Annotated in this window: 14 protein-coding genes; 8 read left to right on the top strand and 6 right to left on the bottom strand. The window is 60.3% G+C overall.

The features are described 5' to 3' along the window. Nucleotides 1-12 precede the first annotated feature (12 nt). The 4 genes from AC1ME3_RS19870 to AC1ME3_RS19855 are packed head-to-tail and all read right to left on the bottom strand — an operon-like array spanning nt 13 to nt 3,770. Nucleotides 13-1,389 carry a hypothetical protein gene (locus AC1ME3_RS19870; protein WP_480956138.1) on the bottom strand — a complete coding sequence of 459 codons (1,377 nt, stop codon included), beginning with the start codon at nt 1,387-1,389 and terminating at the stop codon, nt 13-15. Between the two features lie 58 nt (nt 1,390-1,447). Further along, nucleotides 1,448-2,713: an NYN domain-containing protein gene (locus AC1ME3_RS19865; RefSeq protein ID WP_480956137.1), complete on the bottom strand. Its 1,266-nt coding sequence runs from the start codon at nt 2,711-2,713 to the stop codon at nt 1,448-1,450. A gap of 12 nt (nt 2,714-2,725) precedes the next feature. Continuing rightward, nucleotides 2,726-3,160: a GIY-YIG nuclease family protein gene (locus tag AC1ME3_RS19860; RefSeq protein ID WP_480956136.1), complete on the bottom strand. Its 435-nt coding sequence runs from the start codon at nt 3,158-3,160 to the stop codon at nt 2,726-2,728. A gap of 25 nt (nt 3,161-3,185) precedes the next feature. Then, nucleotides 3,186-3,770 carry a recombinase family protein gene (locus AC1ME3_RS19855; RefSeq protein ID WP_480956135.1) on the bottom strand — a complete coding sequence of 195 codons (585 nt, stop codon included), beginning with the start codon at nt 3,768-3,770 and terminating at the stop codon, nt 3,186-3,188. 317 nt (nt 3,771-4,087) lie between these two features. Here AC1ME3_RS19855 and AC1ME3_RS19850 point away from each other — a divergent pair, with 317 nt between their 5' ends. From AC1ME3_RS19850 to AC1ME3_RS19815, 8 genes are all read left to right on the top strand, one after another. Further along, nucleotides 4,088-4,948, top strand: a complete 861-nt coding sequence (locus AC1ME3_RS19850; RefSeq protein WP_480956134.1) for a replication initiator protein A — start codon at nt 4,088-4,090, stop codon at nt 4,946-4,948. A 435-nt stretch (nt 4,949-5,383) separates the two neighbouring features. Beyond that, a complete protein-coding gene (locus tag AC1ME3_RS19845) occupies nt 5,384-6,220 on the top strand; it encodes an RNA replicase (RefSeq protein WP_480956133.1) in 837 nt (278 codons plus the stop codon). Nucleotides 6,221-6,750: 530 nt separating this feature from the next. After that, the gene (locus tag AC1ME3_RS19840) at nt 6,751-7,071 is read left to right on the top strand and encodes a single-stranded DNA-binding protein (RefSeq protein WP_480956132.1); all 321 of its coding nucleotides are present in this window, start codon (nt 6,751-6,753) and stop codon (nt 7,069-7,071) included. A gap of 295 nt (nt 7,072-7,366) precedes the next feature. Next, nucleotides 7,367-7,564: a hypothetical protein gene (locus AC1ME3_RS19835; protein WP_480956131.1), complete on the top strand. Its 198-nt coding sequence runs from the start codon at nt 7,367-7,369 to the stop codon at nt 7,562-7,564. Between the two features lie 3 nt (nt 7,565-7,567). Continuing rightward, nucleotides 7,568-8,311 (top strand): ParA family protein, encoded by a 744-nt coding sequence (locus AC1ME3_RS19830; protein WP_480956130.1) that lies wholly within the window; start codon nt 7,568-7,570, stop codon nt 8,309-8,311. After that, the gene (locus tag AC1ME3_RS19825) at nt 8,311-9,300 is read left to right on the top strand and encodes a ParB/RepB/Spo0J family partition protein (protein WP_480956129.1); all 990 of its coding nucleotides are present in this window, start codon (nt 8,311-8,313) and stop codon (nt 9,298-9,300) included. Before AC1ME3_RS19830 ends, AC1ME3_RS19825 begins: the two co-directional genes overlap by 1 nt. A 241-nt stretch (nt 9,301-9,541) precedes the next feature. Then, nucleotides 9,542-10,066, top strand: a complete 525-nt coding sequence (locus AC1ME3_RS19820; protein WP_480956128.1) for a hypothetical protein — start codon at nt 9,542-9,544, stop codon at nt 10,064-10,066. A gap of 38 nt (nt 10,067-10,104) precedes the next feature. Next, entirely contained in the window at nt 10,105-11,172 is a 1,068-nt protein-coding gene (locus AC1ME3_RS19815) for a relaxase/mobilization nuclease domain-containing protein (RefSeq protein WP_480956127.1), read from the top strand. A gap of 109 nt (nt 11,173-11,281) precedes the next feature. Here AC1ME3_RS19815 and AC1ME3_RS19810 read toward each other — a convergent pair whose 3' ends face one another. Continuing rightward, on the bottom strand, nt 11,282-11,986 hold the full coding sequence (locus AC1ME3_RS19810; RefSeq protein WP_480956126.1) for an HPP family protein: 705 nt from the start codon (nt 11,984-11,986) through the stop codon (nt 11,282-11,284). 5 nt (nt 11,987-11,991) lie between these two features. Beyond that, nucleotides 11,992-12,867: a LysR family transcriptional regulator gene (locus tag AC1ME3_RS19805; protein ID WP_480956125.1), complete on the bottom strand. Its 876-nt coding sequence runs from the start codon at nt 12,865-12,867 to the stop codon at nt 11,992-11,994. Nucleotides 12,868-12,897 lie beyond the last annotated feature (30 nt).

The raw sequence follows: 12,897 nt of genomic DNA, 5'->3' as shown, positions 1-12,897 counted from the left end.
ACGAAAGCCTACCTAAATCGCAGACCCACCTATGTTTCTGTCATGCGGAGCGCGCGACCGTTCGTCTAGCGTAGCAAAATGGGCGGCCCGGTTGAGGTGTTGTCTCTTCTTGACCGGATCAATCGCCAGTTCGGCAAGCCCGAGTTCCCGGCCGGCGACTTTGGCATAGTCCCGATCGTCGGTTTCAATCGAGGTTGGCGCTTCCACCACGAAGTCGGCCAGATACTCTTGCGCCTCAATTACAGCCTCCGCCCTTACGAGCCAGCGAACCAACTCTGGTATCGATGTTACCGGAGAGCGCTCGGAATATCGCTGATCGGCGCTTTGAACCGGATTGCCGGTAGCCGGTCTGCGTCGGCAAACATGATCGGCAAGCAATATCTCGTACCGATCGGCGGTGCCCCGCATCACCCGACCCGTGATGTTATCCGCTTCGGCGGTGCCCGATTTCTCCCCCGCCAGCGCCGTGCGAAGGCGTCGCCTCAGTTCCGCTTGGAAGGAGGCTTGTGATACGCTCCCCGCAATGCAGGCTTCCTTCCCGGATGTCCCCACGACAAGTGCTGCGACTACCTTATCGAAGCCGGCGTCGAGACGGGCACGCGCGCGCGCGGCTGCAGCTAGTGAAGCTTCGCTGCGACGCAGGCGAGTGGCCTCCTCTTCCGCGATGTCGGCAGCAACTTCGATCCGAACTTTGTCGAGCGCCTCTGGCGAGAGATCGACGGTCCGATCCAACTGTTCCTGCTTAAACTTCTTGGTTCGGGTGCTATCTGGGTAAGGCTCCCGAGATCGGTATGCGTCAGGCGACCACCAATCTGATGAGGGAACGCGCAAGCCTTCCCGCTTGGCGATCTTCGCCACTTCCCGCTTCGACAAGCCCAGCAGAGCGAAATGGGGTATCGCCGTGTCGGAATCGGTGTCCCACAGAAGTTTGCGGAACTCGCGAACAGACGGCGGACGCAGCGGCCCTATGGGGCCTCGCGACCATAGCCGGCCCGGCTTTCCCGACGATCCTACCGCAAGGGCCGCTGGCACTCGACCCTCCTCCACGGGGTAGAGAGGGGCGGACCGATCCGGGCCTCCAAGCCTGGTCCACGGCGTCGGCTCCGGCACCACAGCATAGCTGCCATTACCGCTACATTCGAACCTTACGAGCGGAACGGGCATGTCCGGAGGCAAGGTGTCGTCGAGCGGCACCCGCGGCGCGTCCAGTCCCTTCCGCAGCCGATTCCAATGATGCCCGGTTGGCCGATTGATTTTGTACAGCTTGCACAACCAACTGGCTTCAGTATCGAGTGCCTCCGAGACTTGAGCCACAGGCATCGACCAGATCCAGTCGAAAAAGTCCGCGCGCGTCATCCAGCAAACGGCCGCGGCGTCAGGATCGCGCAAGATACGTGTGCCATATTCCGGACACTGGATGACGAGCTTTAGCTTTCGGCGATCCACCTTAGCGTTCCGACGTTGTATCGGAGGGATCCTTCACCTCCCGTGAAACGGGCAAGCCAAACCAGTCTGCAATTTCAGCCTCTGCCGCTGCATCGATTTCGATGCCATTGTCCCGCGCGTGCCCAACAACATTATGATAAAAAGCATCTGCGAGTTCGACAGCATTAGGGGCGGGAACTCTATTAAGGGGCGCGCCGCCAAAGCTGACGCCGCGAATAACAAAACCTAAGGTCGGCCGCCCGACACGCTCGCCCATCGCTTCTAAGGTGTCTCGCGACCACCGCGTGGCTTCTGTCAGGTTGAAATCATGCTCTACGGCATAGCGAGCCAGCGTATCGAATACCGGGCGCCACTTTTCTTTAGCGATCCGCGGCAGATCAATCACACGCATCATCGTCGTGATGATATCGGGGATACTAGTATCACTATTGCGGTCAGTTGAAATCGGCGCTTGATGGCGATCCTCATCCCACAAAAAATATTGAGAGCGCCGAGCATTGGGCAGTTTCAAGCGATCGATGGCATTGGAAAAACTACCCGCTCCAAACCAACCATCTTCGCGTGCGCCAGGAATCACGCGCGAGGTTTCCTGCGCAAGACTGGCAAGGTTCAAGGGAGCAGAAGCATTTTGATAGAGGCCAAGGACAAGACCAGAAAAGACCTTCAGTTTATCGCCATCTACGTCCGATTTAGGCGCATCGGTGATTTCAATGGCTTCCTCCGGAGCCGCTTCCGGCCAGATCAGATTATCCATAGCCGTAAAATCAAGGATGTTGTCCGCTAAGGAGCGATAGGCCGAAGATGAATTGCCCGGAGAGATAACTGTAATGTAGCGGTCATGCGCGCGGATACGCTGTAGCAGCGGTACGAAATCAGAATCAGAAGATGCGATCACAAACTCGTCGTAACGACTGTCACTCTTGAGTAAGTCGAGCGCATCAATAACCATCCTGATATCGGCTGCGTTTTTACCCGCGCCGGTTATGGATGGGCAGTCTATAACATCGAAGCCGGCACGTACCAAGCCAGCCCTATAACGGGAAAAATAGAGGCGATTTGTTTCGTCTGCCTGGACCCACCCGGCAGGATTCAAATAGCACCGCGCGACAAGCCAACGTCTTTGGTCAAGTGTTAGATGAGTGCCCGCGAGACGGGGCAACCATTCCATTGGCTCATTGGCAAATCGCTGTGCAAGCTCAGCATCAAGCCTCCACAGTCCGAGAAAAACATTATCAAAATCGATCAGAATAACACTCTTTGTCGGCATGTTAGACGTCTCTCAATGATTGATGAAGTCGTTGTAGCGCGCGTCGAGAACGACGGTCGCGTATATCTCAAGGAGACACTGGCGGTTAGGGTCTGCTTCCTCGACCCAGCGAAACTGCATGTTGGAAACGCGCTCCTTCGCCTTGATGAAAGCTGCCGCAAAGATGGGATCGGCTTCCAAAGCCTTTCGCGTAGGACCGCCCTTCAGAAGGTTGTCGGTCGCATGACGCGCAAGCTTGAACGCGAACGGCGCGTCGTTGGCTTTTCCTGACCAATGTTCCTTGTGCCGATTACGCAGCCGATCGGTTCGGCCGACATAGAGGTGATCGTTCCCCTCGCTGAATAGATAGACACCGCAGCTAGGCATGCCGATCGGCAGCCTAACGCGGCCAGTATGGGGCAAGCATTCCGTCAGCTTTACGAACGAGGGATGCAGGCTATCGGCCAAGGCGGCGAACCGTGGGTGCATTGAACTAGGTGTCCACCCCTTCCGCGTTGATCGCCTCCTGAGCGGGCGCGGGGAAGTGGCGGTAGAGTGTCGGGACCGAGACGCCGATCGCCGGCGCAATCTCCCGGATCGCCATGCCTGAAGCCAGAAGCTTCCGTGCCGCCTCGAGCCGCTTAGGCGTCATCACCGTTTTTCGACCACCTACTCTGCCCTCCCGCCGCGCTATGATAAGCGCAGCAGTGGTACGCTCGCGATTGAGGTCGCGCTCCATTTCGGCCATCGCGGCCAGAATATGGAAGACGAGCTTGCCGGCAGTGCCGGCAGTGTCGATCCCATCCGTGATCGAGCGAAGCCCAAGGCCACGATCGGTCAGATCGGCAGCAAGGTCGACGAGCCCTTTCATCGTTCGGCCGAGGCGATCGAGCTTCCATACGACCAACACATCGCCAGCGCGCGCGTGTGAGAGCGCTTCAGCCAGGCCCGCACGGTTCGCCTTCGCTCCGCTCGCTTTGTCGGAAAAGGTTCTCTCGCACCCGGCATTGCGCAGCGCTTCGAGTTGGGGCGTCAAATCCTGTTCGGGCGTGGAGACCCGCGCATAACCAATCAGCATGAACCGTTCTCAAAACTCATGTGCCGCGACTATCACGACCAGCCCCATTCGAGAAAGTGTTTTGATACGCAGCCAGACCTTGCTAGACGTTCTCACATGGTCGCGTATCAAAATCGATCGTTTGCGAGACGAGGCGATGAGCGCGCCAGAGTGCAGCACGCTGGTCCGCGAAAGCACGAAGATCGGTGCCCGCCGGAAGCTTCGGCCCTATTTCACGAGGGGGATGGGGTCCGGTTTCGTGCTATCGCGGACCGCCTCCCCTCAGCATTCGTGCTTTCGCGGACCCTGCCTGTCCCTGTAAATCCTGGAATCGTGTCGTGACCGACCGCCCACCCAGCCAAGGCGATTTGTTCGTTCTCGATAGCCCGCTGCTGACAGAGGTTCGCGGCGAGCATTCCTTGATGGCTTATCCGTTCTTCGCGCTCAGCAAGACGGCGTGGAAACGGTCGCTGATCTACAAAACGGATTCGGTGTCGATCGAGATCGGTCCCGGTCCTCGTGGCGTCGCAACCATCTACGACAAGGAAGTTTTGCTCTATATCGCGAGCCTGCTGGTATCGAAGCTAGATGCCGGGGAGACCGTTGCGCAGGACTTTTACTTTACGGCACATGATCTCTTCCGCGTCACCGGCGTAAACGGCTCCGCTCGGTCCTATTCGCGATTGTCAGATGCCTTGGAGCGATTGCAGGGCACTCAGATCAAGACCGACATCGAAGCCGGGGGCGAGGGTCAGGCCGGCTTCTTCTCCTGGCTGTCAGAGGCGCAGCTTCACTATACGAAGAATAAGGGCGGCGATAAGCGCCTCAAGGGCGTCAAGGTGCGCCTATGCGACTGGCTCTATCGCGCGATCCTGCGCGATCGGCGCGTGCTGGAATACTCCCCTACGTATTTTCAGCTCGGTCCGGTCGAGCGCCGACTTTACGAGGTGGCACGGTCGACATGTCAGAGTGGTGCCGTCGAAGTGGGGCTCGACGACTTGCGGCTCCAGCTAGGCTATCAGAACTCGCTCAAGCATTTTCGGCATGTGATGAAAGGGATTTCAGAAGCCAACGTGATCCCCGACTATCACATCGCGATGGGCGACGGCCCCGTTATTGATACGGCTCGTGGGAAGCGCCGAACTACTGCCTCCGCGACTGTAACGATTACACCCAAGGCGTCGCTGACTTCCGCTTGAGCGGGCGCGGCGAATCGATTCCGACGCTCAGCTCTCTTGGTCCGGCAAAGCACGAATGTGGGTCCCTGAAAGCACGAAGCTGGGTCCGCGATAACACGAACCCACATCGAGCAAGTCCGCAATAGCACGAACTTTTTCCGGCATTGGTCCGCCAAAGCACGAATTGTAGCTGTTTCGCGCTCGCGCTGCTTCCTGCAAAAATAGCCATCGTCGCCGGTGAACGGCGAACGGCAAAACAGGGAATGGCTGTGACCACATAAACGAATGCCCGGCACGAAGGCCGGGCACCCTGGAACATGATGAGCGATGCTTGGCGGCATCGATCGGGTCAACACACACCCTTCTCATACTTGTTCCTGAGCCTCGGTTCAAGGGAGCGCGCTTCGCGCCACGCTCTAGTTTTGCCTGGTCCCAGCCCCGAAAAGGGGACGGAAGATGGGAGCTGTTTCAATCGCGCGCGCCAGCTTTATGGCGCTCGAAAGGGTGACGAACGAGCGAGCCAGGTCGCGATCGGGCGCCCCGAACCCGACGCGCGCTCACGTCCACCCTCACAGCCGGAAGGCCGGCACGTTCGAGGACGACTTCTTCTACACATATGCGAAGGGCGAGACGGACCGGCTCTATCGCAACGCCGTCGAGCTGCTGAAGCGTAAGAACGCGATCAGGCGCCTTGCCCGAGCCGAGGCCCGTCAGCTCACCGAGGCCGAACGCCTCGTTACGTTGATTACGCCCGCGGCCGTGCGGGTGTTCGAGCAGCTAACGCAGCTCGCCCGCACATGCGCCGGCAAGGTGTTTCCGACATGGGAATGGATCGAGACGCACACGGGGTTGTCGCGCGCGAGCGTCGGGCGCGGCCTCAAGATCCTTGCCAGTATGGGGATGCTCGACAAGCAGCGGCGATGCGTCCCGGTCGAACCAACCCTCGGTCGCCCAAAAGCGCGCTATGAGCAGACGTCAAACGTCTACCGGATGCGCTTCCCGAACAGCCTGGTCCCTTTCCTTCCGCGATGCTTCCGTCCGTCTCCCCTGCCCGACGACGTGGTGCAGCGGGAAGCCGACCGTATCGAGGAGATCGAAGCGATGCGCCTATGGCGCTCCCCCCGCCAAGTCGCGGCCGAGGATATTGATGATGCCGGCTTGCGCAGCATCATGATCCGCCTCGCTATCGGCATCGAGGAACAAGAGTCTCAAAAAAATGGTCAACCGCTCCATGATTCATATATTCTATGTTCAAATGGAATTGGCCTAGTCGGCCAACGCTCTAGCGCCTGACGGCGAGAACCGCTTAGACCAACCCAACGCCCATACGATAACCGGCAATACCAAGCTGAAACCTCAGACGCGCCTACGGCGCGGTGCTCCCGAGGGGAGCATGCGACTTCTGTTGCGCTCAAATGGTTGAGCTGATGCCCGGTCGAGCCGTTTTTCGTCCTTAAGCGCGGTCGTGGCGCCAAGCCCCGAGCGAGAGTGGCGCGATTGTCGTGGGCATCCTTCCCTTTCCACGTGGTCGATTCCCAATTTCCCCGCGGCCGTGCCGAGCTTGCGCCGATCGTCACCTAATACCGAGATCCTTGCGCTTGCCGACACCGCACCGATCGCGACGGCCCAGGTCGAGTCCTTCGTCTGGCTATTTCTATGTCGATGGGAAAATGGGCGCTTGCCGCCTTCTACGATCAAGAGAATAACCGGCTTGGCCTACGGTTTCCGCTTCGCGGACCCTCCGTTTTTTCTCTTGATCGCGGCGCCTTCGCTCCCCTTCAAAATCCATCAGGAATTAGCCTGATCGATCGAAGGACAGGACCATGCAGAACATCGCGGAGTTTCGGATCATCGGCCGGGTCGGCAAGATCACCGAGCATGACAAGGTGACGAAGGTCAGCGTCGCCGCCAACTACAACCGCCAGGAGAATGGCGAGTGGGTGACGGACACGCACTGGAACGAGGTGACGGTGTTCGGCAAACTGATCGAGCGCGCCGGCAAGTCGCAGAAGGGCAATTTGGTGCATATCACTGGCCGGGTCCGGCAGAACTCCTACGACGTGGCCGAGGGCAAGCGCTACACCGTGGAGCTTATAGCCGACGGCTTCGCGATCCTCGCCAAGGGTTCGGAGGACCGCGACTAATCGCGGTCGGGGCCGCCTACCGGCGGCCCTTCCCGCCTTCGCAATTCCAGTTCGACGGCCTCGCGCAGTAAGTCAGCCTGACTCTCGCCTGGCCGCAGGACGGATTTGATGCGACTAAGCGTTCCTTTCGGAAAGCGCGCGAGCGTTTGGTCCTCCATTGGAGGGCGACCGACTGACCGGATATTGCTAGATGTCATCCAATGCCCTAGTAATTACCGATACCGCATATTGACGGCATTAGCGGTACCGTATATTACAGGATGCGCCTTTCATCAAGGCGACGGAGGCAAAGGCCATGTTGGGTAATCTGCTGGTAGTCGGGCTCTTCGTCCTAATCGTGTGGGCCATCGCCAAGGGCGGCTCGGGCTACAGCGGTGCGCGGACGTGGAGTGGCGACACCCCGGACGAGGAAGGCCGTCGCAATACGCGGACGGATTCCAACTATCAGGCGCATGACCGCTGGACCGACAACCGCTCCGATCGTGGCTGGTAGAGCGTGAAGACGATCGCCATTAACGTCGAGAAGGGGGGCGCCGGCAAGACGACGATCGCCTGCCACCTAGCGTGGATTTTGGCCGACGCCGGCCATCGCGTGCTTTTTCTTGATCTTGATCGCCAATGCAACGCGACTGCTGCGCTTGCTGAGTTTGAAAGCCTTGGCAGTTGCAAGCCGCTTTTCGAACCAGGCTATGCGCCGCCCGCTTCCGCGCCACGCCTGTCTATCTACTCGAACCGCATGGGTGGAGAGTATGACGCGGATTACACAAAGGCGCTCGGGAACGTCCGCGCCAATTTTCCGAAGCTCGATCCTGCCTTTGATTTCTGCGTTATCGACACTCCCCCGTCTTGGTCGTGGATCAACTTCGCGGCGTTGATGGTGACGGACTCTCTGATTATCCCCGTCGAATTGGGGCCGTTCGGTCCAGCGTCGACTAAACAGGTGTCTGACTCGATCGCCACGGTGAACCAGCGAGCCAGATCGAAACCGATCCATGTGGCCGGTTTGGTTGCAAACCGGGTGAAGGCGAACGACCGTGCGCAGATGGAAATGCTGGCGGCGATCCGTGCGAAAGTCGGCAAGAACCTATTCACCAGCTACCTTCCCGACCGCTCGCATTACAGCCAAGCCCTCCAGGAGCATGTGCCGGTATGGCGGTTGAACAAGGACGTGCGAGGCTCGCTGCCAGCGATGCGGGCCTTTCTTGAAGAAGCCATGACCCGGATCGGGAGCCAAACATAATGGACTTCGACAATTTCGACGTGTTCAGCGACAAGGCCAGTGTCGCCGACGCCGATCGCGTCCAGCTTCTCGATACCAACTCGGTGTATCCTGATCCTGAGAACGTGCGCAGCGAGATCGATCAGGCAAGCATCGACGAGCTGGCCGAGACGATCAAAGAGCGCGGACAGCTTCAGCCGATTATCGTCGCGCCGAAGGATGCCGACGGGCGCTACCGGATCATGTTCGGCGAACGCCGTTGGCGCGCGTGCCAGAAGCTAGGCGTGCAGGTCCGCGCGATCGTCAACAAGACCGACGACGTTGAACAGGTTCGCATTGATCAATTCATCGAGAACGATCAGCGCGAGGATCTTTCGACTGCCGACATGATCCGGTTCGTTACCGGACAGGTTGCACAGGGCCGCACGCTCGCCGAGCTGGCACGCGCAACGGGACGCAACCGCACGTTGCTGACTCGCTATCAAGGGCTGGGGAAGGCTCCCGACTATATCACCGCGCTGTTTGCCGACATTTCGATGCGTAGTGCAGTTGCGCTGACCCAGGCCGCAAAGACGGACGATGCGGCAACCCGAGTTTTCGTTGCCGACACTGCGGCCGAGGACATGACGGTGCTGGCGTGCGAGAAGTTTGCGCGAGACGTCGGCGCGAAGAAGACGACTGCCCCTGCCCCTGCCCCTGCCCCTGCCCCTGCCCCTGCCCCTGCCCCTGCGTCGGTCCAGGACGCCGACCCAGTTTCTCCGCCGTCGACGGATGAGATCAGGGACGACGAGGCGGACCGCGCGCTTAATGAGACGCCCGTATCTTCGGAATTAAGCGTGGCGCCGATCGCAGCCGACGCCCCGACGCCACGATCATCGCCTAAGACCAAACCCGCCAAGCCTAATGTGGAGCGCCCCACGATCGAGATTGACGGGAAGCACGCGATGGTCGTCGAGGCGCTTTTGCACTTCGACGGTGAAGAGCAACCGCGGATTGTAAGCTGGCGCTGATCGCGCCGGCATAGCGGAGAGCGTCGACGAGGGCCGACGCTCGCACCCCAGACCAATCCTTCCTTCCGCGGCTTTTTCACATTTGAAAGGATCGAGGTGTGCCACGTGGCACACGTGGATGCAGATTTATGTGGGGGATGTTTTATGGCAGGATAGGTATTGCGGCGTTTGTCGTATTACATTACCCCTTCGGTGCATGTCATCCGCGCCTCAGCTTGCATCCCCCACCAAAGAGACAGCGATGTTGACGGCGCGCATCGATCGCGAGTTGCTGGCTGCGTTCGACGCGCTTGCCGAGGGCAGGGGAGGGCGGAGCGCCTTGCTCCGGACCGTGCTGCAACAGTCGTTGCGGCACGTCGCAGACGCGCCGCGGATTGCGCCTCGCGCGGACAGCGCCGGCAATCGCGTTTCGCTTCGCTTTACCGACGCCGAGACCGCTGTTCTCGATCATCGTGCCGCCGATCGCGGCATCGATCGCGCCGGCTGGATCAAGGCACTCGTTCGCCGGCATCTCGCCTTGAAGGCAAACGTCGACGACGGGATGCGCGATGCCGTCGCGCCGATCCGGATGCAGCTTCAGCGCATCGGCCGGAACCTCAATCAGGCGATGAAGGCCGGCAACGCCGCGATGATGGCCGATAGCGGCTTGCAGATTGACCGCGAGCTTCGCCGGATTGCCGACATGCGCGAGGAGATCAACGAGCAGATCGCGGCACTAGGCGACGCGCTACGCGGTGACGCCGCATATTGGCGGGTTGCCGACTAATGCCGTTCGGAGATCGCGAGGATGAGCTTTGGGAGGCTATGAAGCCACGCTTCAAGCCTCGCACCGTAAGCGATCCGAACATCAGATATGCCCGGCACCTGGTCAACGGCACCGGCCCCTTCGCCACTTCGGTTTCGAGTCCGGCGCCGACCGCCAACGACGCCAGGGCCACCCTCGCGCGCGTCGTCAGGCACACACCCGAGGTCGTGGTGAAAGTTACCGGCAGAAAGAAGGGCGCGAGGCATCTTGGCGCGCACCTCGACTATATCGGCCGCCACGGCGATGTCCCGCTTGAGACGAGGGACGGCGAGCAGTTAGCTACCAAGGCCGACGCGGAGCGGATCGCGGACGAATGGTCCGATACGCTTTATTGGCGCCAAGGCACGACCGTATCGGCCGTGGCGATGGTGTTTTCTATGCCGGCCGGGACCGATCCCGACACCGTCAAGCAGGCGGTGCGGGAAGCGGCCGAGCGCATGATCGGCGACAACCACGATTATGTCATGGCGCTCCACACAGACACCGATCGGCCGCACGTCCACCTTACCGTTCAGGCCGAGGGCCTGGACCGCAAGCGGTTCGATCCGAGGCGCGAGGATCTGTTTCGGTTTCGCGAGGCGTTCGCCGAGGCACTACGCAGCCGCGGCGTCGAGGCAGAGGCGACGCCCCGCTACACCCGCGGCCAGGGCAGGGCAGGGACCAGCATGGCCCTCACCCAATTGCGGGCGCGAATACGCAGCGGAGCGTCGCGGCAACCCACCGAGGCCGATCTACGCCAGGCCCGCGAGGCCATGCAGATCGCGCTCGGCAAGGCGCAGCAACCACCATTCGTCTCGAAAACGCGCGACCGCTGGACCGAGACGAAGCGAAAATATGAAGCAGCGGCCCGGCGGCTCGACCGCACCGGCGATCGGGATGATCGCCGGCTTGCGCGCGACGTGCGGCAGTTCATCCAAGAGCGCGCCGATATAGAGACGATCCCCGACCGGATGTTACGAGACGCGGAAAAGCGTGTCAGGGACGCCCAGGCACGCACGAAGCCCGACCAGCAGCCCGACAGGGGTGTGCCACGTGGCACACCTCCGCCACCCACTAGACGGCGTTGAGGTGTCAGAACCGTTCGGTTGTGACGCTAAATAGCGGATAGCGGGCTTTCAGAATTCGTACTGTGCCAACGCCAAAATGCTGCTCTCCGAAGGTCTGTCCATGTGAGCTTCAGCGCCGTTTTTTAGCATTGTTGTCTGCCCGACGTATCGCCGCATGCACTCTCACGCGTTCTAAGAGTAGATTGAGATCCTCGCGACCGATGTCGAATGTCTCACCAAGGTCCGCGAGTGCAGCGTCGAGGTCTTCAGGATGGGGAATAGTATCCTCTCCCGGAGCGGTAGGCCCGGCGACCATTGAGATAGCACGATGCGGGTAGGAATGCCTCGATAGTAAATGAAAGAGGATTCCGGCAGCGGTCAGGATCATGGCGTTAATACCGACAGGCAATACCGGAAACATCCAGCCCGCTGCCGTGACGGCAGGACCGCCTATAACTGCGGTCAGTGCGGCAGCCCCGCCAGGAGGGTGCAGACAGCGCAGCAGCGACATTGCCAAGATCGCGCCTCCGACTGCCAAGCCGCTCGCAAGTGCGGGCGATGGCACCGTGGATGCGATCCCCACCCCGACAATAGCTGAGATGACGTTGCCACCAATGACTGACCACGGCTGCGCAAGCGGGCTGGCCGGTACGGCGAAGATGAGCACCGCGGAAGCGCCCATCGGGGCCACCAGCAGAATTGCCGTCCATCCGTTTCCGAACGCTGTCGCTGTTACGATCGCGGTGAGCGTGATGCCGAAAGCGGCACCGGTACACGCTAACAGCCGATCGCCGAATGTGGCACCAGCAAGGATCGGGGCAAAAAGCGCGCGCAAGCAGATTACCTTTTGTTGAGAGGCTTCGAATTGATCTGTTCGCCCGGACGGTCGGACAGCACTTCGCTCATCGCAGCGACCAGCTCTCCCGTCGCGCCATCGCTTTCCCAGGCATAGATCGACACCACCAACGGCGGGTCTGCGGCAAAGATGGAACTGGCACGAACGGCGTGTGCGGCGACGGTGCTGACGGGCAGCACCGACACTCCTAGCCCGGCCTCGATTGCGGACAGGACACTGCCCAGGCTGTTGCCGGTAAATGCGATGTACCACCTTCGGCGCTCGCGCTCTATCCGGTCGATCATTAGGTCACGGTACAATCCGCCCGGTGGAAACGTCACGAGAGGGATAGGGTCAGACCAGTCGTTGAAAATGTCCCTGGCTTCGAACCAGCCAAGCGGTTCGGAAAAGCTGGCGCGGGCGTCGCCATCTGCTCTCGCCTCCTTGACGATGGCGATGTCGAATTCGCCGGCACGGAAGCGTTTGGTCAGATCGCGGCTGAGGCCTGTCGTCACATCTAACCGGATTTCACGATGCCGTTCGGCGAACCGTGCAAACTGCTGGCTCATAGCCTGAGTCACGACATCGTCGGGCACCCCGATGCGGATCGTGATCGTTCCCGATGGGTCGGCCAGCAATGTCTGCGCTTCATCCTGCAAGGCCAGTAACCGCCGTGCATAGCCTAGCAACCGCTCGCCCGAAGGCGTCGGCGAAATAGGCCTTGCCGATCGATCGATCAGCGACTGCCCGACTGCCGCTTCGAGGCGGCCAAGATGCTGGCTCACCGTCGACTGGGTGGAATTAAGACGATCGGCTGCGATCGTGAAGCTGGCGGCATCGGCGATAGTGACGAAGGTACGGAGCAATCTCGGGTCGAGCATATCGGTATCCTAATATCGAATGCCCATCAT

Source organism: Sphingomonas sp. BL2 (assembly GCF_056680015.1).
This window is presented reverse-complemented; position numbering and strand designations above follow the sequence as displayed.

Coding starts and splice junctions, on each gene's coding strand:
- AC1ME3_RS19845 (WP_480956133.1), top strand. CDS start 5,384: ATGGGAGCTGTTTCAATCGCGCGCGCCAGCTTTATGGCGCTCGAAAGG.
- AC1ME3_RS19820 (WP_480956128.1), top strand. CDS start 9,542: ATGTTGACGGCGCGCATCGATCGCGAGTTGCTGGCTGCGTTCGACGCG.
- AC1ME3_RS19865 (WP_480956137.1), bottom strand. CDS start 2,713: ATGCCGACAAAGAGTGTTATTCTGATCGATTTTGATAATGTTTTTCTC.
- AC1ME3_RS19835 (WP_480956131.1), top strand. CDS start 7,367: ATGTTGGGTAATCTGCTGGTAGTCGGGCTCTTCGTCCTAATCGTGTGG.
- AC1ME3_RS19815 (WP_480956127.1), top strand. CDS start 10,105: ATGAAGCCACGCTTCAAGCCTCGCACCGTAAGCGATCCGAACATCAGA.
- AC1ME3_RS19825 (WP_480956129.1), top strand. CDS start 8,311: ATGGACTTCGACAATTTCGACGTGTTCAGCGACAAGGCCAGTGTCGCC.
- AC1ME3_RS19855 (WP_480956135.1), bottom strand. CDS start 3,770: ATGCTGATTGGTTATGCGCGGGTCTCCACGCCCGAACAGGATTTGACG.
- AC1ME3_RS19805 (WP_480956125.1), bottom strand. CDS start 12,867: ATGCTCGACCCGAGATTGCTCCGTACCTTCGTCACTATCGCCGATGCC.
- AC1ME3_RS19840 (WP_480956132.1), top strand. CDS start 6,751: ATGCAGAACATCGCGGAGTTTCGGATCATCGGCCGGGTCGGCAAGATC.